Below are 20,609 nucleotides of genomic sequence, written 5' to 3'. Positions count from 1 at the left end.
CAGAAAGAACCTCGGAGAACCCGCCACCGGGACGGCCACCCGGGATACCGGCCTGCCCGAATCCGGAAACCCACCACAAAAGCAATCACACCGCGTGATCAAAGATCACGCGGTGGATCGAGGCTGAGAGCGTGTGAGTAGAGCCACCGTGACCCCCGCCCCAGCGGTACCGAGTGTGCCGACGGCCGCGCCGAGCAGTGCTGCAATCCCTGCATCCATGAGGCCCGATTCTGACGAGTGCTGGTCAGCCTGTCAGCCGTTCCGGTTCTCTGTCGTTCGGAATCTGGGCGAAGTGCGGAGGGGGATACGCCCGCGACCAAGGGCAACCTCAGGCAGCTGCATCCGTCACCTGCTTAGGAGAGCAAGCCTGCGTACCTGGGCCGTCTGTGGGCCGTCAGAGGGCGGCCCACGACGGCCAGCGACTACCACTAACGACCATGACAGGCCCGGCACCATCAGGTGCCGGGCCCCTCGTTCCGGCTGCTAGACCCAGGTGTCCAGCCACATGCGGCCGCGCCAGGAGTCCATCGGGAGGGACTGGCCCGTGTAGATGGGCCAGAAGTAGATGAAGTTCCAGACGATCAGCAGGACGAGCACGCCCGCGCCGATCGCGCCGATCGCGCGGCGGCGTTCCGAGGAGCCCGCCGGGCCGAGCATCGCGCCGATCATCATCGCCACGGCCAGGCACAGGTACGGGACGAAGACCACCGCGTAGAAGAAGAAGATGGTCCGCTCCTGGTAGTTGAACCAGGGCAGCAGGCCCGCGGCCAGCGCGCACGCGATCGCTCCCGCCCGCCAGTCGCGCCGGAACAGCCACCGCCACAGCACGTACAGCAGGGCGAAGCACCCCGCCCACCACAGCAGTGGCGTGCCCAGGGCCAGTACCTCGCGGGCGCACTTGGCGGTCTCCGTGGCCGGGCAGCCGTCGGTGCCGGGCGCGGGGGACTCGTAGAAGTACGAGACGGGCCGGCCGAGCACGAGCCAGCTCCACGGGTTCGACTCGTAGGTGTGTCCCGAGGTCAGGCCCACGTGGAACTTGTAGACCTCGGTCTCGTAGTGCCACAGGCTCCGCAGCCACTCGGGCAGGAAGGACAGCGAGCTGTTCTGGTCGTGCTTGGCGGCCCAGTCGCGGAAGTAGCCGCCCTTGCCGTTGTCCGGGCTGAGGATCCAGCCCGTCCACGACGCCAGGTACACGGCGATCGCCACCGGCACCGTCGACAGGAAGCCGGGCAGCGCGTCCCTGCGGAGCATCGCCGCGTACGGGGCGCCCGCGCCGGCCGTGCGGCGCGCGGCCGCGTCCCACAGCACGGTCAGGATCCCGAAGAAGGCCAGGACCACGAGGCCGTTCCACTTGGTGCCGAACGCCAGACCCAGGCAGACGCCCGCCAGGATCCGGTACGGGCGCCAACCCAGCCGCAGCGTCTCCGCGACGGCGAGGTCCGGGCGGGTGCGTCCGTCCCCGTCCACGGGGAGCGCCGCCGCGAGTCTCGCCCGGGCCTTGTCCCGGTCGACGACCAGCGCGCCGAAGGCGGCCAGGACGAAGAACATCAGCACCAGGTCGAGGAGGGCCGTGCGGCTCATCACCAGGTGCAGGCCGTCCACCGCCAGCAGGGCGCCCGCCAGGCAGCCCAGGAAGGTGGAACGGAAGAGGCGGCGGCCGATCCGGCACAGCATCAGAACGGACAGGGTGCCGAGCACGGCGGTCATGAACCGCCAGCCGAACGGATCGAAGCCGAACATCCACTCGCCGATGCCGATCACCCATTTGCCGACCGGCGGGTGCACGACGTAGCCCGGGTCCAGCGGCAACGCCACCCCGTCCGGGTCGGACAGGATCGACTTGTCGATGTCCTTGGGCCAACTCGCCTCGTAGCCCTGCCGGATCGTGGCCCAGGCGTCCTTGGCGTAGTACGTCTCGTCGAATATCACCGCCTTGGGGCTGCCCAGGTGCACGAACCGCAGCACCCCGGCGACCAGGGCCACCAGCAGCGGCCCGGCCCACGCCATGACCCGCTGCCAGGTGACCGCCGCCGAGGCCGGCACGCCGAGCGCCGTCCACAACTGTGCGGAGGGGCGGGCGTACGGGGGTACGAGGCGGGTACGGACGTCCGCGTCGGGGGTCCGCGGCGCGTGGCCGAAGCCCCGCAGACGGCGGAGCCAGACGGACGGCTCGGGCTCGGAGTCGCGTCCGCCCGAGGGGGCGGGCGGGGCCCCCGCGGGGCTGGGCGGCGGCGTCGCGGTACTGGTCACCGGGTCATCGTAGGGAACGCGTCCGCGGGAACCCCAGCGCCGGGGCGGCCCGGGGCGTGCCGGGTGGGGCTCCTGAGAGGATGGGCGGGTGACGACTGACCAGCCCCGCGGCGCCGAGACCTCCCCTTCCACCGGTGTGCTCGTGCTCGCCGGCACCCCGATCGGCGATCTCGCCGACGCCCCGCCCCGGCTCGGGGCCGAGCTGGAGCGGGCCGACGTGGTCGCCGCCGAGGACACCCGGCGGCTGCGCAGGCTGACCCAGGGGCTCGGCGTGCACACCACCGGGCGCGTCCTGTCGTACTTCGAGGGCAACGAGTCCGCCCGCACCCCCGAACTGGTCGAGGCCCTGGAAGCCGGCAAGCGGGTGCTGCTGGTCACCGACGCCGGCATGCCCTCGGTGTCCGACCCCGGCTACCGGCTGGTCGCCGCCGCCGTCGAGAAGGACATCAAGGTCACCGCCGTGCCGGGGCCCTCCGCCGTGCTGACCGCGCTCGCCCTGTCCGGGTTGCCCGTGGACCGGTTCTGCTTCGAGGGATTCCTGCCGCGCAAGGCCGGCGAGCGCCTCGGCCGGCTGCGCGAGGTCGAGTCGGAGCGGCGCACCCTCGTCTACTTCGAGGCGCCCCACCGGCTCGACGACACCCTGGCCGCCATGGCCGAGGTCTTCGGCGCCGACCGGCGGGCCGCCGTCTGCCGCGAACTGACCAAGACGTACGAGGAGGTCAAGCGCGGCGGGCTCGGCGAGCTGGCGGCGTGGGCCGCGGAGGGCGTGCGCGGGGAGATCACCGTCGTCGTCGAGGGCGCTCCGGCCGCCGGACCCGGCGACGTGGACGACGAGGAGCTGGTGCGCAGGGTGCGGGTGCGCGAGGAGGCGGGCGAGCGTCGCAAGGAGGCCATCGCCGCCGTCGCCGCCGAGGCGGGCGTACCCAAGAGGGACGTTTTCGACGCGGTCGTCGCGGCAAAGAACGCGGCACAAAAGGTGCCCGGAATCGGTAAAGACCCGGCCTGAAAAGCAAAGCTCAGACCGTGCACCGGGCACTTTGGGCATGACTCGGCCAAAGACCGTCCAACAGTCGACAGGGCCTGATGCGCTCCCGCCCCCAGAGGCGTCCACTGGCTATGCACCAGTGGAAAAGAGGAGCTGGCATGACAGAGATCGCAGACACCCCGGTACCCGGACCCGTCGTCGCCGCCACCGCCGAATCCCCCGTCGTCCCAGCGCCCTCGAAGCGCAACGTCCCGACCGTCCACGAGGCGTACTCGTTCGCCTGCATGAAGTGCGGGTACGGCTGGGAGCAGGCGTACGAGATAGAACACCACGTCGACGGCGAGGGCCGGCCCTTCATCGTCTACACGGTCCAGGCCGAACGGGTTCCGTCCCCGCTCTCGAACCCGACGTGCATGAACTGCGGCGGCCACGTGGTCCGCATCATGCGCGAGGGTCAGGTCAAGTCGGTGCTCGGTACGCTCGACCGCATCTACCACCACCCCGTCGCGCCCGGCATCGCCGGACCCGTCCCGGCCGGGGCCAACACCCCGCGCACCCCCAAGCCCCGCAAGTCGCCCCCGGCGCACGCCGCCCCGGGGCCGGTGGTCGTCACCGACGGGGAGGAACGCCGGGGGCTGCTGGCCCGGCTGACGCGGCGGTTCCGCCGGTCCTGAGCCCGCCCCCGCACGGGACGCGGGGAGGCGTCCCGGAGCCCCGGTCATAAGATCGGCCGTATGAGCCGTACCGCCAACGACGCACCGCCCCCGCCGCCCGAACCGCTGCGGGTGGCGGTCGCCGATTCCCACACCCACCTGGACATGCAGTCGGGCACCGTCGAGGAGGGCCTCGCCAAGGCCGCCTCGGTGGGCGTGACCACCGTCGTGCAGGTGGGCTGCGACGTGAAGGGCTCGCGCTGGGCCGCCGAGACCGCCGCCGCGTACGAGAACGTCCACGCGGCCGTCGCCCTCCACCCGAACGAGGCCCCCCGGATCGTCCACGGCGACCCGGACGGCTGGTCCCGGCAGGGAGCCCGTTCCGGCGGCGGCGACGGCGCCCTCGACGAGGCGCTCGCCGAGATCGAGGCCCTCGCGGCGCTCGACCACGTGAAGGCGGTCGGCGAGACCGGCCTCGACTTCTTCCGCACCGGCCCCGAGGGCACGGCGGCGCAGGAGCGTTCCTTCCGCGCCCACATCGAGATCGCCAAGCGCCGGGGCAAGGCCCTGGTCATCCACGACCGCGAGGCCCACGCCGACGTGCTGCGCATCCTCCGCGAGGAGGGCGCGCCCGAACGCACCGTCTTCCACTGCTACTCGGGGGACGCCGAGATGGCCCGCGAGTGCGCTGCCGCCGGCTACTACATGTCCTTCGCCGGGACCGTCACCTTCAAGAACGCCGCCCCGCTGCGCGAGGCCCTCGCGGTGGCCCCGCTGGAGCTGGTGCTCGTGGAGACCGACGCCCCGTACCTCACCCCGGCGCCCTACCGCGGCCGGCCCAACGCCCCGTACCTGATCCCGCTCACCGTGCGGGCCATGGCGGCCGTCCGGGGCCTCGACGAGGACGCCATGGCGACCGCCCTGGCCGCCAACACGGCGCGCGCCTTCGACTACGTTCCGCCGAAACCCGGCGCCGCGCTCTGACACACCCGTTCGCCTGACACGCTGCGTAACCGAAAGACTTTGGTGCGTGACGATCGTTCCCGTTAGGGTGCCCTGCCCGAACCAGCGGGGCCGGACCAGTGGAGCGAGCGTCGTGAGCGATACCCAGGGCAGTCACCGCCGTGGCGGTCCCGTCGGTCCCGTCCCGGAGGCGTACCCGGCGCCCCCGACCCGGCACGACGCGGTACCGGAGCCCTGGGATCCGGAGCCTCCGGGACCGCCGGGGGCCGCGCCCGTCGCGGAACGGGAACCCGAACCCGCGTGGCCCGAACCGTGGCCCGCACCGGCGTGGCCCGCCCCCGGCGCGGATCCCGGCCCCGCTGACCCGGTGGACGCGGCCGCCCTGCCGGGAGCGCCCGTGTCCGGGGTGCCCGCGCCCCGGTCCGCGCGCCGCCGCAGGTCCCCCGAGCCGGAGTGGGGCCGGGCGCACGACCGCGGCGCCGACACGCTCCGGCCGCCCCACGACCCACCGCCGCCCCACGAAGCACCGGTCGAGGAGTCCGCGGGCCCGGGGCGGCGACGCCGCCCGGAGAGCGCGCCCGGACCCGCCCCGGCGGCGTTCACGGGAGACCCCGACGCCCCGGTGAACCCGGCGCCCCCCGGTTCCGGACGCCGCCGCGGAGCGGACGCCGCCCCCGAGGCACCGGGAGAGCCCGCCGCCGGCCGCCGCAGACGGGCACTGCCCACCCCACTCCCGACGGCCCCGCCGACCGCGGCCCCGCCGACCGCGGCCCCGCCGACCGCGGCCCCGCCGACCGCGGCCCCGCCGACCGCGGCCCCGCCGACCGCGGACGCGGCGCCCGTCCGGCCCCGCCGCTCCACCGGCACCGCCGCCGACACCTGGCGGCGGATCGTCCCGCAGGCCCTCGTCGTCGCCTTCCTCGCCGGCGGCACCACCGCCTTCGTCGCCGCAGACAAATCGGTTCGGCTCACCGTCGACGGAGTCCCGAGGTCCCTGCACACCTTCGCGGACGGGGTCGACGAACTCCTCGCCGCGGAAGACCTCGGCGTCGGCCCCCACGACCTCGTCGCCCCCGCCCGCGGCAGCGCCCTCGACGACGGCGAGGACATCGTCGTCCGCTACGGGCGGCCCCTGCGCCTCACCCTCGACGGGGAGCGCCGCCAGGTGTGGACCACCTCCCGCACCGTCGAGGGCGCGCTGCGCCAGCTCGGCATCCGCGCCGAGGGCGCCCACCTCTCCGACCCCCGCACCACCCCCGTCCCGCGCAGCGGCCTCACCCTCGACGTCCGCACGGAACGCGGCGTCACCTTCCTGGCCGACGGCCGCGAGACCACCGTCCGCACCAACGCCGCCACCATCCAGGAGGCCCTCGACCAGGCCGGCATCACCCTGCACGGCCAAGACGCCACCTCCGTCCCGCTGACCGCCTTCCCGCGCGACGGCCAGATCGTGACCGTGCTGCGCATCACCGGCACCCGCGAGGTCCGCGAGGAGCGGATCCCGTACGAGATCCAGCGGGTCAGGGACGAGGACCTGTTCGCCGGCACCGAGGTCGTCGAACGGGTCGGCCGCCCCGGAACGCGCCGGGTCACCTACGGCCTGCGCACCGTCAACGGGGTCCGTCAGAAGCCCCGCCGGCTCGCCGACGAGATCGTCCGCGCCCCCGTCGACCGGCTCGTGAAGGTCGGCACGAAGGCACTGCCCGACTCCGTCGCCGGCGCCGACGGCCTCGACTGGGGGGCGCTGGCCCAGTGCGAGTCCGGCGGCCGGCCCGGTGCCACCGACCCGTCGGGGACGTACGGCGGGCTGTACCAGTTCGACGTACGGACCTGGCAGGCCCTCGGCGGCAGCGGACGCCCGCAGGACGCGGCGGGGACGGAGCAGACGTACCGGGCCAAGAAGCTCTACGTGCAGCGGGGGGCGACTCCGTGGCCGCACTGCGGCCGTAGGCTTTACCGGTGAGCACCGCAGAGCAGCAGCCTGAGAGCACGACCCCCGACGCACTTCTCGGCCCGGCCGACATCCGGGAACTGGCCGCCGTACTCGGCGTCCGGCCGACGAAGCAGAAGGGTCAGAACTTCGTCATCGACGCCAACACGGTCCGTCGGATCGTCCGCACCGCCGAGGTGCGGCCCGACGACGTGGTCGTCGAGGTCGGCCCGGGCCTGGGCTCGCTGACGCTCGCGCTGCTGGAGGCCGCCGACCGGGTCGTCGCCGTCGAGATCGACGACATCCTGGCCGCCGCCCTGCCCGCCACCATCGAGGCCCGGATGCCGGCCCGCAAGGACCGCTTCTCCCTCGTGCACTCCGACGCGATGCTCGTCACCGAGCTGCCCGGCCCGGCGCCGACCGCGCTCGTCGCGAACCTGCCCTACAACGTGGCCGTCCCGGTGCTGCTGACCATGCTCGACCGGTTCCCGACCATCGAGCGGACCCTCGTCATGGTGCAGGCGGAGGTCGCCGACCGGCTCGCCGCCGAGCCCGGCAACAAGGTGTACGGAGTGCCCTCCGTCAAGGCCAACTGGTACGCCCACGTCAAGCGCGCGGGCTCCATCGGCCGCAAGGTCTTCTGGCCCGCGCCGAACGTCGACTCCGGACTCGTCTCGCTGGTCCGCCGCACCGAGCCGATCAAGACGACCGCCTCCAAGGCCGAGGTCTTCGCCGTCGTGGACGCCGCCTTCGCGCAGCGCCGCAAGACCCTGCGCGCCGCGCTGGCCGGCTGGGCCGGCTCGGCGGCGGGCGCCGAGGCCGCCCTGGTCGCCGCCGGCATCTCGCCGCAGGCCCGCGGGGAGTCCCTGACGGTCGAGGAGTTCGCGGCCATCGCCGAGAACAAGCCCGAGGCGCCGAGGCCGGCGCTGTGAGCGGGCACCCCACCGGGCAGGCACCCGACGCCGTGACCGCCCCCGGATCCGTCACCGTGCGGGTCCCCGCGAAGGTCAACGTCCAACTGGCGGTCGGCGCCGCCCGACCCGACGGCTTCCACGACCTCGCCAACGTCTTCCTCGCCGTGTCCCTGTACGACGAGGTCACCGCGACCCCGGCCGCCGGGACGAAGGTGACCTGCGAGGGCCCCGACGCCGACCAGGTCCCCCTGGACCGCGCCAACCTCGCGGCGCGCGCCGCCGAGATCCTGGCCGGACGAGCCGGGCTCTCCCCGGACGTGCACCTGCACATCGCGAAGAACATTCCCGTCGCGGGCGGCATGGCCGGAGGCAGCGCCGACGGGGCCGCCGCCCTGGTGGCCTGCGACGCCCTCTGGGGCCTGAACACCCCGATGACGGAACTCCTCGACATCTGCGCGGAACTCGGCAGCGACGTTCCGTTCAGCCTGATCGGCGGCGCCGCGCTGGGCACCGGGCGGGGCGAGATCCTCACCCCCGTCCCCGCCGGCACCTTCCACTGGGTCTTCGCCGTCGCCGACGGCGGCCTCTCGACCCCGGCCGTCTTCCGGGAGTTCGACCGGCTCGCCGCCGGCCACGACATTCCCGCCCCCCGGGCGTCGCCGGCCCTGCTGGCCGCCCTGGCCTCCGGCGACCCCGACGCCCTCGCCCCCACCCTGGTCAACGACCTCCAGCCCGCCGCCCTGTCCCTGCGCCCGCAGCTCGCGTCCGTCCTGGCCGCCGGCACCGGGGCCGGGGCGCTCGCCGCGCTGGTCTCGGGCTCCGGACCCACGACGGCGTTCCTGGTCCGCGACCCCGAGGCGGCGGCCGAGGTCGCCGCCGTCCTCGACGCCTCCGGGCTCTGCCGCGCCACCCGCGTGGCCTCCTCCCCGGCCCCCGGCGCGACCCTGCTCTGACCGGTCCCACCCGCCGGCGCGGCCGTGTACCGGCCCCGCCGGCGGGGCGGGTACCCAGACCGAACATGAGTACCCGCACTCTGTCGGGGCCTCCGCGCGGCGGGCGACCGTGGCCCCATGACAGCCACCGCAAGCGAAATGGCCGCGGCCACGCCCGCCACTCGGGACCGGTACGTCGACCTGTTGAGGGTCGCCTCGCTCGCGACCGTGGTCCTCGGGCACTGGCTGATGGCCGCCGTCGGCCCCGACGGCATGGGGAACCTGCTCGGGATCGTGCCCGACCTCCAGCCACTCACCTGGGCGTTCCAGGTGATGCCGGTGTTCTTCTTCGTGGGCGGCTTCTCGCACGCCCTCTCGTACCGTTCCCTCACCCGCACGACCGACGGACCCGTCTACGCCGCCTTCCTGCGCGCCCGGCTCCAACGGCTGCTGCGCCCCACCCTCGTCTTCGTCGGCGTGTGGACCGCCTGCGCCCTCGTCGTACAGCTCGCCGGCGCCGACCGCGGGCCGCTCGCCGGCGCCGCGCTGCGCCTGGTGACGCAACCGCTGTGGTTCGTCGGGATCTACCTCGCCATGGTCGCCTTCACCCCACCCCTGCTGACGCTGCACGAGCGCCACGGCTGGGCCGCCTTCGCCGCCCTCGCCGGGGCCGCAGCCCTCACCGACGTGCTGCGCTTCGCGCTCGGCGTCCCCTACGTGGAGTTCCTGAACTTCGCCTTCGTCTGGCTCGCCGTCCACCAGCTCGGCTTCCTGCGCGCCGACGGGCGACTCACCCGCCCCGCCGTCCTTGCCGCCGCCGGCCTCGCGGGCGCCGCGCTGCTCGTCGCGTACGGGCCGTACCCGCTCTCCATGGTCGGGATGCCCGGGGAGAAGGTGTCCAACATGGCGCCGCCCACCCTCGCCCTGCTCTGCCACGGCATGTGGCTGGTCGGCGCCGTGCAGCTCCTCGCCCGACCCGCCGCCGCGTGGGTGGCCCGGCCCCGCGTCTGGCGGGGCGTCGTCGCCGCCAACGGGATCGCCATGACCGCGTTCCTCTGGCACCTCACCGCCATGCTGGCCGTGTACGCCGGCCAGATGGGCCTCGGCCTGGCGCTCCCCGAGCCCGCCGGCGCCGCCTGGTGGGCGCAGGTCCCCGTCCGCCTGCTCCTGGCCGCCGCGCTGACCGGCGTACTCGTGGCCGCGTTCCGACGCTTCGAGGCGCCCGTGCGCGGCGGCGCCGGCGCCGGGTCCGGGCCCCGCGCCGCCCTCGGCATCACCCTCTGCCTCCTCGGGATCCTCGGTCTGTCGACGACCGGCCTCGGAGGTCTGCTGGAGGGCCACAGCGCCACCCTGATCGTCCTCCCGGTCACCGCGCCCGCCGCGATCGCGATGGCGCTCGGCGGGTGGCTGCTGGTGGAACGGTCCGCCTCTCCCCGGAGGGTTAGGCTGAGGGGCTGATCCACACCCCTTCCCTGGAGCGCGTCTGATGGCCGTCAATCTGGTCAATGTCGAGGCAGTCGGCAAGGTGTACGGAACTCGTGCCCTGCTCGACGGCATCTCCCTCGGCGTGTCCGAGGGGGACCGGATCGGTGTCGTCGGCCGCAACGGCGACGGCAAGACCACCCTCATCCGGATGCTCGCCAAGCTGGAGGAACCCGACACCGGTCGGGTCACCCAGAACGGCGGACTGCGCATGGGCGTCCTCACCCAGCACGACTCGCTGGACCCCGCGGCCACCGTCCGGCACGAGATCATCGGGGACATGGCCGACCACGAGTGGGCCGGCAACGCCAAGATCCGCGACGTGCTGACCGGCCTCTTCGGCGGCCTGGACCTGCCCGGCTTCGGCCAGGGCCTGGACACCGTCATCGGACCGCTCTCCGGCGGCGAGCGCCGGCGCATCGCCCTCGCCCAGCTGCTCATCGCGGACCAGGACCTCCTCGTCCTCGACGAGCCCACCAACCACCTCGACGTCGAGGGCATCTCCTGGCTGGCCCGCCACCTCCAGGAACGCCGCTCCGCGCTCGTCTGCGTCACCCACGACCGGTGGTTCCTCGACCAGGTCTGCACCCGCATGTGGGACGTGCAGCGCGGTGACGTCCACGAGTACGAGGGCGGCTACAGCGACTACGTCTTCGCCCGCGCGGAGCGCGACCGCATCGCCGCCACCGAGGAGTCCAAGCGGCAGAACCTGATGCGCAAGGAGCTGGCCTGGCTGCGCCGCGGCGCCCCCGCCCGCACCTCCAAGCCGCGCTACCGCATCGAGGCCGCCAACGAGCTGATCGCCGACGTGCCGCCGCCGCGCGACACCTCCGAGCTGATGAAGTTCGCCAACGCCCGCCTCGGCAAGACCGTGTTCGACCTGGAGGACGTCACCGTCCAGGCCGGGCCCAAGACCCTGCTCAAGCACCTGACCTGGCACCTCGGCCCCGGCGACCGCGTCGGCCTGGTCGGCGTCAACGGCGCCGGCAAGACCTCCCTGCTGCGCGCCCTCGCCGAGGCCGCCCGCACCCAGGGCGAGACCCAGCCCGCCGCCGGCACCGTCACCGTCGGCAAGACCGTCAGGCTCGCCTACCTGTCGCAGGAGGTCGGCGAACTCGACCCGTCGCTGCGCGTCCTGGAGGCCGTCCAGCGCGTCCGCGACCGCGTCGACCTCGGCAAGGGCCGCGAGATGACGGCCGGCCAGCTCTGCGAGCAGTTCGGCTTCACCAAGGAGAAGCAGTGGACGCCCGTCGGCGACCTGTCCGGCGGTGAGCGGCGCCGGCTGCAGATCCTGCGCCTGCTGATGGACGAGCCCAACGTCCTCTTCCTCGACGAGCCCACCAACGACCTCGACATCGAGACCCTGACGCAGCTGGAGGACCTCCTCGACGGCTGGCCCGGCTCGATGATCGTGATCTCCCACGACCGGTTCTTCATCGAGCGCACCACCGACACGGTGATGGCCCTGCTCGGGGACGCGAGCCTGCGCATGCTGCCGCGCGGTCTGGACGAGTACCTGGAACGCCGGCAGCGGATGATCGACGCGGCCACCCCGGCGCCCGCGCCGGCCGCCGCGAAGTCGACGGCCTCCGGTGACTCCCGCGCGGCCAAGAAGGAACTCCAGAAGATCGAGCGACAGCTCAACAAGATGTCGGACCGCGAGTCGAACCTGCACGCGCAGATCGCCGAGAACTCCACCGACTACGACAAGGTCGCCAAGCTCGACGCCGAGCTGCGCGAACTCATCTCCGAGCGGGACGATTTGGAGATGCGCTGGCTGGAGCTCGCCGAAGACGCGTGATCGTCGTCTTCCGGCCACGCCCGCCGGCCCGATAACGGCCGAGTCACGGGCCGGTCCGCCCTTGGGAACAGGGGCCGGACCGGCCCGGCATAAGAACGGCGTCAGTGATAGAAAGGGCATCCTCCACCCTCCATGACCTCCTGACGCCGAAGGTATGCGCTGATGACCGAGCCGCCCCAGCCGCCGAACCAGCCACCCACACCTTCCGGTTACGGACACCTCCCGGGCCCGCCGCAGCCCGGCTACGGCTTCCCGCCCCAAGGCGCGAACCCGTACGCCCAACAGCCGCCGACCGTCCCGCAGCAGCAGGCGCACCCCGGCTACGGGTACCCGCCGCCCATGCCGCCCGGCCCGCCGCCGGGAGGCCCCGCGGGCCCCGGCGGGCAGCGCCGGCAGAAGCTGCTGATCGTCATCGCCGCGTCCGTGGCGGGCGTGCTCATCCTCGGCACCGGAGCCTGGTTCGCCTTCGGCAAGGGGGACGACGAGGGCGGGAAGCCCGTCGCGCAGGCCTCGACGCCCGCCGACGCCAAGCCCTCCGCCTCGGCCTCCGTGGACAAGGGCGACGGCAGCGGCAACGGCGCCGGCGAGCAGGAAGACCTCAACGCCGGCCGCAAGCAGGGCGAGGACAAGGTCCTCTGGCTCAAGAGCAGCAAGGTGGACGGGCCCGGCGCCGGCGTCGACAGCGAAGGCCAGTGGATCATCGGGGACACCGTCGTCAAGAGCGTGTGGAAGTCCCTCACGGCCTTCGCCGTCGCCGACGGCAAGGAGAAGTGGACGCTGTCCTTCCCCACCGAGCTGTGCGGTGTCACCCCCGACACCACCACCGACGGCAAGACCGTCGTCATGTTCAAGGACGGCGAGTCGGGCAGCTCCACCTGCAACCAGATGCGACTGGTCGACCTCAAGACGGGCAAGGCGGGCTGGACGAAGGAGGTGCCCAAGGAGGGCCTCTTCGACATCATGACCAGCCCCACCCTGTCCATCACCGGGGACACCGTCGCCGTCAGCCGGTCCACCACCGCGAGCGCCTTCAAGGTCAGCACCGGCGACAAGCTCTTCGGCAGCGCCCAGGCCGAGGGATGCAAACCCGGCAGCTACATCGCCGGCAACAACAAGATGATCGCCATCGCGACCTGTTACGACGACGACCACACCGTCGAGGTCCACGACGCCGACCCGGTCACCGGCAAGTCGACCTGGAACTACCGACTTGCCAAGAACCACGAGGTGACCAGCGTCTACTCGCTGGACCCGCTCGTCCTCGACATCAGCGACAAGGACAAGAAGCAACGCGGCATCGTGGTCCTCGGACCCGACGGCAAGCAGCGCACCAGCGTCTCCGGCGAGGGCAGTTTCGCCAACAAGTGCGGGGGCGGCCTCTTCGGGTCCATCCAGGTGTGCCGCGGCGCCGTGGTCGACTCCAACACCCTCTACCTGCCGACCACCCCGGCCGCCGGCACGGGCAACGAAGTCGTCGCCTTCGACCTCGGCACCGGCAAGGTCAAGTGGCGCGTCCCGGCCGGCGAGAAGAGGACCCTCACCCCCGTCACGGCCGTGAACGGACAACTGGTCGCCTACCGCGCCGCGGAGCAGGACAAGGGCGGCGAGATCCTCACCTATCCCGCCGGCGGCGGCGAACCCACCGCGACCCTGCGCAACCCGTCCGGGCCCGCGTCCGCCGTCGAGAACTCCTTCTACAAGCCGAGGATCGACTACGTCGACGGACGGCTGTACATCTCCGTGACCCACCTGCTCGCCAAGGGCAAGGACGAGAAGCTCCTGATGGTCTTCGGCAAGTGAACGAGCCGACCGAGCCGCCAACCGAGCCGCCCACCGAGAGGCAATGGCACCCCATGAGTACCCCGCCGCCCCCCAGTCAGCCGCCCTCCGGCGGCTTCGGCGCCCCGCAGGACCCCCCGCCCGGCGGGTTCTCCACCCCACCGCTGCCGTCCGCGCCGCCGCCGGTCCCGCAGCAGCCGCCCACCGCGCCTTCGTACGGCTACCCGCAGCAGCCGCCCACCGCGCCTTCGTACGGCTACCCGCAGCAGCCCGGCGCCCAGCCGCCCGCCTTCGGGCACCCCACCGCCCCCATGTACGCGGCCTCGGCCCCGTCCGGCGGCGCCCCCGGCGGCAACCGTGACCAGCGCAACCAGCTGATGATCGTCGGCGCGGCCCTGCTCGCCATCGTCCTCATCATCGGCGGCGGCTTCTGGTACGTCTCCGGCGACGACGGCGGCTCCACGCCCATCGCGAAGGGCGACCCGACCGCGGGCTCGGGCGACGACAAGGCGGCGGCCGGCGGCGGCGGCAAGGAGAAGGCGCCCGGCAACCCCAAGTCCAAGGTGCTGCTGAACCTGCCGAACCCGACGCCGACCGACACCGTCCAGGTCCCGGGTTCCTGGCTCACCGACACCACGTACGTCAAGTCGGACATCGGCAAGGTCGTCGGCTACAACCTCGTCGACGGCGGCAAGAAGTGGGAGATGGCCCTCCCCGGCGAGATCTGCGCCGCCACCCACCACATCAGCGACAACAAGACGGCCATCCTCTTCCGGCCCACCCAGCCGACGGCGGAGAGCAAGTACCCGCCCTGCACCCAGGTCGGCGTCATCGACCTGAACGCGGGCAAGCTCCTCTGGTCCGGCAACACCAAGGGCGCCACCACCGGTGACAAGCCGGCCTCCTTCAGCGAGGTCACCCTCAGCGGCCAGACCGTCGCCGCCGGCGGAACCAACGGCGGCGCGGCCTGGAACCTCGCCGACGGCAAGTCCCTGTGGACCCCCAAGGTCGACGCCGAAGGCTGCTACGACTACGGCTACGCGGGCGGCGAGGCCCTCGCCGTCATCCGCAAGTGCGGCCGCAGCGGCGCCCAGAACCTGATCGCCCAGAGCCTCGACCCGGCCACCGGCGCGCCCACCTCCTCGTACAAGCTCTCCGACGGCATCGAGTGGGCCTCCATCGTGTCCACGAAGCCCCTGATCATCGGCGCCGACGTCGGCAAGACCGCCAAGAACGCCACCGGCGTCAGCGACCTCTTCGTCGTCGACCCCAAGGGCGAGCTGAAGGCCCGCATCGCGCTCAGCTCCGGCACCTTCGCCGGCAAGTGCGGCAGCACCGAGGTCGAGAAGTGCACCGGCATGCTCGTCGGCAACGGCAAGCTCTACCTGCCCTCCTACGAGCATCAGGGCCAGTCGTCCTACGGTCGCACCAACGAACTGCTCTCCTTCGACCTGGAGACCGGCAAGCAGACCAGCGACCGCGCCGACGCCGGCGAGAAGTACCTCCTGTACCCGCTGCGCATGGACGGGTCGAACGTCATCGCCTACAAGGAGCCCCCGTACGACAAGGGCGGCCAGATCGTCAGCATCGACGGCAAGACGATGAAGGAAACCCTCCTCATGGAGAACCCGGCGGACAAGGAGATCCAGCGCGCCGAGACCGGCGACTTCTCGCCGGAGTTCTCCGAGTACCGCTACCACAACGGAAAGCTCTTCATCTCGCGCCGTTCGGTGAGCAAGCCGTACAGCAGCGGGGGCGACCCGGACTACCTGTTCGTGTCCTTCAGCGCGAGCTGATCCCGCCACCGCACCACCGCCGAAGCCCCCGGAAGGTCCGCCCTTCCGGGGGCTTTCGCGCGGTAACGAGGACGCTCCGTCGAACAAGCGTGTAGCTTGCCGGGTCAGAAGGATCGGGGGAGGGTGCCCTCATGGGCGTACGGGTCATGGTGGTCGACGAGCACCGGCTGCTGGCCGAGGCGCTCGCCTCGGCCCTGAAACTGCGCGGCCACCGGGTGCTCGCCGCGGCCGCGCCGGCCGTCGGCGCGGCCGAACTGGTCATCAACCGGTCCCCGGACGTCTGTCTCTTCGGTACCGCGACCCCCGCCGAGCCCGGCGTCTTCGAACCCGTCGTCCGCATCAAGCGGGAGCGCCCCCAGATCGCCGTCGTGGTCCTGGGACCGGTGCCGAGCCCGCGCGGGATCGCCGCCGCCTTCGCCGCCGGCGCCTCCGGGTACGTACGCCACGACGAGCGCATCGAGGGCGTGGAACGGGCCCTCGCCAAGGCGCGGGCGGGGGAGGTCGCGATCTCCCCGCAGCTGCTCCAGGGCGCGTTCGGGGAACTGCTCAACCCCGCCGCCCAACCCGACGACGAGGGCAGCCGGTTGCTGCGGCTGCTCACCCCGCGCGAGATCGAGGTGCTGGTCCGGGTCGCGGAGGGCGAGGACACCCGGCTCATCGCGGCGGGCATGGCCATCGCGCCGAGCACCGCCCGTACGCACGTGCAGCGGGTGCTGATGAAACTGGGCGTGGGCTCCCGGTTGGAGGCGGCCGCGCTGGCCGCCCGTACCGGCCTGTTGGACCGGGCGCTCCCACCGGCACGGTCCATCTCCCCGTTCTCCGAACCCGGTTGAGGCGTGGGCCGCTGATTTCCCCGGAGCGCGTGCATCGGGTAAGCCAGGGGCAGCGCGCGTTCCCCGCGTGCGTCCCCGACACGAGGTGGTAGACGAGTGAGCAAGTACCTGGTCACGGGCGGAGCCGGATATGTGGGCAGCGTCGTGGCCGCCCACCTGCTGGAGGCGGGCCACGAGGTCACGATCCTCGACAACCTGTCCACGGGCTTCGGGGAGGGCGTCCCGGCGGGCGCCACCCTGATCAACGGGCGGATCCAGGACGCCGCCGAGCACCTGGACCCGTCCTTCGACGCCGTCCTGCACTTCGCGGCCTCCTCGCAGGTCGGGGAGTCCGTCGCCGATCCCGGCAAGTACTGGGACAACAACGTGGGTGGCACCCTCGCCCTGATGACCGCGATGCGCGACGCCGGCGTGCGCAGACTGGTCTTCTCCTCCACCGCCGCCACCTACGGCGAGCCGGTCGACGGCCCGCTGACCGAGACCTCGGTGACGGCCCCGAGCAATCCGTACGGCGCGTCGAAGCTGGCCGTCGACCACATGATCGCGGGGGAGTGCGTCGCGCACGGCCTGGCCGCGGTGTCGCTGCGCTACTGCAACGTGGCGGGCGCCTACCGGGGGTTGGGCGAGCGCCACGACCCCGAGACCCACCTGATCCCGCTGGTCCTCCAGGTCGCCCTCGGCGAACGCGAGTCGATCGCGGTGTACGGCGAGGACTACCCGACCCCCGACGGCACCTGCGTACGCGACTACATCCACGTCGCGGACCTCGCCGAGGCCCATCTGGCGGCCCTGCGCGTCGCCACCGAGGGCGAGCACCTGATCTGCAACCTCGGCAACGGCAGCGGGTTCTCCGTCCGCGAGGTCGTCGACACCGTCCGCCGGGTCACCGGCCGCGAGATCCCCGAGGTCGTCGCCCCGCGCCGCCCGGGGGACCCGGCGGTCCTGGTGGCCTCGGCGCGCACCGCCCGCGAGCGGCTGGGCTGGACCCCGACCCGTTCGGACCTCACCAACATCGTCACGGACGCCTGGAACTTCGCCCGCGAGCGACGCTCCTGACCGACCGGCACCGGCACCAACCGGCACCGGCACCGGCACCGGTCCCGCCCGTGCGCGTGGTCCACGCCCCTCGCGCCTCCCCGGCGCGGGGGGCGTGCGCGTGTGAGGGTTCGCGCCGCGTACGGGCGCTCCGCGCGGGCGCCCGGCGTGCGCGAGCCGGGTGAAATGCACCCCGTGCAACTGCCCGTGGCACGAGCCGGTCCGGAAAGCCGATTCCGAACCGGCCCGATGGTCGAAAACAAGCCACCGCAGGGGCTGTTCTGGACGACCGCGCCGGAAAATCGCCCGAAAAACTTCTGCTATTCGGCCAACCGCGAGACCGTGCCGGCTCTACGCTGAAGCGTGACGCCGGTGGGGGCCGGTGTTGATTCAGGGGTCGAGACAAGTCGGGTACGACGTCCGGTCTGGGTAGTGCAGAGATGTCTCGGCGGCGGCCGCGGCGACTGCGGATCACCCGGTCCGGGCGCCGTACCCGCCGTCGTCCGTTCCCCGACCCTTGGGGGTTTTGTGGTTCGTATCCGGGTTCTCGTGGTCGACGATCACCGCATCTTCGCCGAATCTCTCGCAGCCGCGCTCGCGGCCGAGCCCGACGTGGACGTGTCCGCGGCGGGCAGCGGTCCGGCCGCCTCGCGCTGCCTCGAACGCGCGGCGGCCGAGGGCCGCCGCTTCGACGTCCTGCTGGTGGACGCCGACCTCGGTGCCACCGTCGGAGCCGTGCCCACGCAGCGCGAACCGGGCTCCGGCCCGCCGGCGCCCGGGCCCGGCGCGGACGGGATCGCGTTGGTCGCGAACGTGCGGGTGGCCCATCCGGGGGTGCGCACGGTGGTCCTCGCCGAGCGCGACGACCCCCGCCGGGCCGCGCTGGCGCTCCAGGCCGGGGCCTCCGGCTGGGTGGCGAAGGACTGTTCGCTGTCCCGGCTGCTGGCCGTGATCCGGGGCGTGCTCCGCGAGGAGACGCACCTGCCGCCGGCGCTGCTCACCGGGGTGCTCCGCGAGCTGACGGCGGCGCGCAAGCACCGCACGGACAGCGAGCGCCTGGTGGAGTCCCTCACGCCGCGCGAGCACGAGGTGCTGCGCTGCATGGTCGCGGGGCTGGGCCGCAAGGACGTGGCGGCGCGGCTGTTCCTGTCCCCGCACACCGTCCGCACCCACATGCAGAACGTGCTGGGCAAGCTCGGGGTGCACTCCACGCTGGCGGCGGTGGCACTGGCCCGGAGGGCCGGTGTGAGACCGGCCGAACTAGCCGGGGATGTTGTCGAACGGAGCGGTCAGCCGGCGTAGCAGTCCGGCGAGGTCACCGCGCTGGCCCTGGGAGAGCTGGGCGAGGATCGCCCGCTCCTGGGCCAGCAGTCCGGCGAGCGACTGGTCCGCGCGGTCACGCCCCTCGGCGGTGAGCCGGACCAGGACGCCGCGCCGGTCGTTGGGGTCGGGCAGTCGCTCGACGAGGCCCTTCTTGGCGAGCCGGTCGATGCGGTTGGTCATGGTGCCCGAGGTGACGAGGGTCTGCGTCAGGAGCTGACCGGGAGAGAGCTGGTAGGGCGCGCCGGCGCGCCGCAGCGAGGTCAGTACGTCGAACTCCCACGGCTCCAGGCCGTGCTCGGAGAAGGCGAGCCTGCGGGCGCGGTCGAGGTGACGCGCGAGCCTGCTCACGCGACTCAGTACCTCGAGCGGTTCCACGTCGAGGTCAGGGCGCTCCCGCCGCCATGCCGCGACCAGTCGATCGACCTCGTCCTCCATGTCGATCAGTGTAAGGGGTCTGTCGACGTGAAGTCTCTTCAGTTCGAGAATCTCAAGCCTGGATACCTTGTGACCATGTCTCTTGACGTCAAGATATAAATGGGGTGACGATGGGAAGGGAGGGGCCGATACCGCTTCCGCTTCCGATCGCCCCACCAGCAAGGAGGCTCGCACATGCATTCCGACACCGCCCCGGCCCGGATCCCCGCCCCCGGCTCCCCCTCCACGCCGGCCTGGGACCCCCAGCAGTACCTGCGCCACGCCGGGCACCGCGCGCGGCCCTTCCTGGACCTGCTGAACCGCATACCCGAGCTGCCCGCCCGGCCCGCCCGGATCGCCGACCTGGGCTGCGGCCCCGGCAACGTCACCGCACTGCTCGCCGAGCGGTGGCCCGAAGCGCGGATCACCGGCTTCGACCTCTCCCCGGAGATGCTCCGAGGGGCCGACGAGGAGTACGCCGGCCCCACCGCCGGCGGCGGCCGGCTCGACTTCCGCCACGGCGACCTCGCGCACTGGCTCCCCGAGGAGACGTACGACCTGATCGTCTCCAACGCCGCCCTCCAGTGGGTGCCCGGCCACCCGGGCTCCTTCGCCTCCTGGGTCAACGGACTGCGGCCCGGCGGCACCCTCGCCTTCCAGGTCCCCGGCAACTTCACGGCCCCCAGCCACCGCATCCTCGCCGAACTCTGCGACACCCCGCGCTGGCGCGACCGCCTCGCCGGCCACGGCGCGCGATACGTCCATCTGCTGGAACCTGCCGAATATCTCGCCCGATTGATCGAACTCGGCTGCTCCGCGGACGTCTGGGAGACCACCTACCATCAGCTGCTGACCGGGACCGATCCGGTGCTCGACTGGGTCAAGGGCACCGCCCTGCGCCCGGTGCTCACCCGGCTCGGCAACGACCGGGCCGCCGTGGACCTGTTCCTCGACGAGTACCGCGGGGCGCTGCGGGAGGCCTACCCGCCCGGCCCGCGCGGCACCGTCTTCCCGTTCCGCCGCATCTTCGCCGTCGCCCGCAAGGAGGCCTGACCGTGCTCACCGCCGTCGACCACGTCCAACTCGCCGCACCACCCGGCGCCGAAGACCTGCTCCGGGCGTACTACTCCGACGCCCTCGGCATGTCCGAGCTGCCCAAACCGCCCGTCCTCGCCGGCCGGGGCGGCTGCTGGTTCGCCGCCGGCGCCGTCCAACTGCACCTGGGTGTCGAGGAGGACTTCCGGCCCGCGCGCAAGGCCCACCCGGGACTGCGGGTCACCGACATCGAGGCGTACGCGCGCCGCCTGCGCGAGCACGGGGCCGAGGTCGTCTGGGACGACGACCTGCCCGGATACCGCCGCTTCTTCTCGACCGACCCCGTCGGCAACCGGCTGGAGTTTCTCGAACCGCACCATCCGGAACCCTGTCTGGAAGCCGCGGGCTGACCCGGCACGCCGACCCGAACGACGGCGCCCCGCCACCGGAGACCGGTGGCGGGGCGCCGTCGTGCACGGGGTGC

The 20,609-nt window shown here is 72.8% G+C and carries 18 protein-coding genes; 16 read left to right on the top strand and 2 right to left on the bottom strand.

Translation table 11 applies throughout. The features are described 5' to 3' along the window. Window positions 1–483 precede the first annotated feature (483 nt). Window positions 484–2,250 carry a dolichyl-phosphate-mannose--protein mannosyltransferase gene (locus OTB19_RS02415; protein ID WP_420716778.1) on the bottom strand — a complete coding sequence of 589 codons (1,767 nt, stop codon included), beginning with the start codon at window positions 2,248–2,250 and terminating at the stop codon, window positions 484–486. Between the two features lie 88 nt (window positions 2,251–2,338). Here OTB19_RS02415 and rsmI point away from each other — a divergent pair, with 88 nt between their 5' ends. From rsmI to OTB19_RS02345, 14 genes are all read left to right on the top strand, one after another. Continuing rightward, window positions 2,339–3,256 carry a 16S rRNA (cytidine(1402)-2'-O)-methyltransferase gene (gene rsmI / locus OTB19_RS02410; RefSeq protein ID WP_267796236.1) on the top strand — a complete coding sequence of 306 codons (918 nt, stop codon included), beginning with the start codon at window positions 2,339–2,341 and terminating at the stop codon, window positions 3,254–3,256. Between the two features lie 137 nt (window positions 3,257–3,393). Further along, window positions 3,394–3,909, top strand: a complete 516-nt coding sequence (locus OTB19_RS02405) for a hypothetical protein (RefSeq protein WP_420716777.1) — start codon at window positions 3,394–3,396, stop codon at window positions 3,907–3,909. A gap of 60 nt (window positions 3,910–3,969) precedes the next feature. After that, window positions 3,970–4,872, top strand: a complete 903-nt coding sequence (locus tag OTB19_RS02400) for a TatD family hydrolase (RefSeq protein ID WP_267796235.1) — start codon at window positions 3,970–3,972, stop codon at window positions 4,870–4,872. Between the two features lie 697 nt (window positions 4,873–5,569). Continuing rightward, window positions 5,570–6,814 (top strand): ubiquitin-like domain-containing protein, encoded by a 1,245-nt coding sequence (locus OTB19_RS02395; RefSeq protein ID WP_420716781.1) that lies wholly within the window; start codon window positions 5,570–5,572, stop codon window positions 6,812–6,814. Then, window positions 6,811–7,713: a 16S rRNA (adenine(1518)-N(6)/adenine(1519)-N(6))-dimethyltransferase RsmA gene (rsmA, locus tag OTB19_RS02390; protein WP_267796233.1), complete on the top strand. Its 903-nt coding sequence runs from the start codon at window positions 6,811–6,813 to the stop codon at window positions 7,711–7,713. The genes OTB19_RS02395 and rsmA overlap by 4 nt, the downstream gene beginning before the upstream one ends. Window positions 7,714–7,745: 32 nt before the next feature. Beyond that, window positions 7,746–8,648: a 4-(cytidine 5'-diphospho)-2-C-methyl-D-erythritol kinase gene (locus OTB19_RS02385; RefSeq protein ID WP_267796247.1), complete on the top strand. Its 903-nt coding sequence runs from the start codon at window positions 7,746–7,748 to the stop codon at window positions 8,646–8,648. A 117-nt stretch (window positions 8,649–8,765) separates the two neighbouring features. Beyond that, window positions 8,766–10,085 (top strand): acyltransferase family protein, encoded by a 1,320-nt coding sequence (locus OTB19_RS02380; RefSeq protein ID WP_267796232.1) that lies wholly within the window; start codon window positions 8,766–8,768, stop codon window positions 10,083–10,085. 28 nt (window positions 10,086–10,113) lie between these two features. Beyond that, the gene (locus OTB19_RS02375; protein ID WP_267796231.1) at window positions 10,114–11,910 is read left to right on the top strand and encodes an ABC-F family ATP-binding cassette domain-containing protein; all 1,797 of its coding nucleotides are present in this window, start codon (window positions 10,114–10,116) and stop codon (window positions 11,908–11,910) included. A 162-nt stretch (window positions 11,911–12,072) separates the two neighbouring features. Next, on the top strand, window positions 12,073–13,710 hold the full coding sequence (locus OTB19_RS02370) for a PQQ-binding-like beta-propeller repeat protein (protein WP_267796230.1): 1,638 nt from the start codon (window positions 12,073–12,075) through the stop codon (window positions 13,708–13,710). Between the two features lie 53 nt (window positions 13,711–13,763). Beyond that, window positions 13,764–15,485, top strand: coding sequence for a PQQ-binding-like beta-propeller repeat protein (locus OTB19_RS02365; RefSeq protein ID WP_267796229.1), 1,722 nt, complete (start codon window positions 13,764–13,766; stop codon window positions 15,483–15,485). A 131-nt stretch (window positions 15,486–15,616) separates the two neighbouring features. Then, window positions 15,617–16,318 (top strand): response regulator transcription factor, encoded by a 702-nt coding sequence (locus OTB19_RS02360; protein WP_267796228.1) that lies wholly within the window; start codon window positions 15,617–15,619, stop codon window positions 16,316–16,318. A 96-nt stretch (window positions 16,319–16,414) separates the two neighbouring features. Next, a complete protein-coding gene (galE, locus tag OTB19_RS02355) occupies window positions 16,415–17,374 on the top strand; it encodes a UDP-glucose 4-epimerase GalE (protein WP_267796227.1) in 960 nt (319 codons plus the stop codon). A 174-nt stretch (window positions 17,375–17,548) separates the two neighbouring features. Beyond that, complete coding sequence (locus tag OTB19_RS02350) at window positions 17,549–17,713, top strand: hypothetical protein (RefSeq protein WP_267796226.1); 165 nt, start codon at window positions 17,549–17,551, stop codon at window positions 17,711–17,713. A gap of 168 nt (window positions 17,714–17,881) precedes the next feature. Beyond that, window positions 17,882–18,655: a response regulator transcription factor gene (locus tag OTB19_RS02345; RefSeq protein ID WP_267796225.1), complete on the top strand. Its 774-nt coding sequence runs from the start codon at window positions 17,882–17,884 to the stop codon at window positions 18,653–18,655. Here the strand turns inward: OTB19_RS02345 and OTB19_RS02340 are convergent. Next, entirely contained in the window at window positions 18,614–19,111 is a 498-nt protein-coding gene (locus OTB19_RS02340) for a MarR family winged helix-turn-helix transcriptional regulator (protein WP_053679498.1), read from the bottom strand. The two genes, OTB19_RS02345 and OTB19_RS02340, sit on opposite strands and share 42 nt — an antisense overlap. Before the next feature lie 174 nt (window positions 19,112–19,285). On the opposite strand from OTB19_RS02340, the gene OTB19_RS02335 reads away from it, so the two are divergent. Next, a complete protein-coding gene (locus OTB19_RS02335; RefSeq protein WP_267796224.1) occupies window positions 19,286–20,143 on the top strand; it encodes a trans-aconitate 2-methyltransferase in 858 nt (285 codons plus the stop codon). Between the two features lie 2 nt (window positions 20,144–20,145). Continuing rightward, window positions 20,146–20,535 carry a VOC family protein gene (locus tag OTB19_RS02330; RefSeq protein ID WP_267796223.1) on the top strand — a complete coding sequence of 130 codons (390 nt, stop codon included), beginning with the start codon at window positions 20,146–20,148 and terminating at the stop codon, window positions 20,533–20,535. Window positions 20,536–20,609: the final 74 nt, after the last annotated feature.

The sequence above is a fragment of the Streptomyces sp. H27-H5 genome, assembly GCF_026627505.1.
Classification (GTDB): domain Bacteria; phylum Actinomycetota; class Actinomycetes; order Streptomycetales; family Streptomycetaceae; genus Streptomyces.
This window is presented reverse-complemented; position numbering and strand designations above follow the sequence as displayed.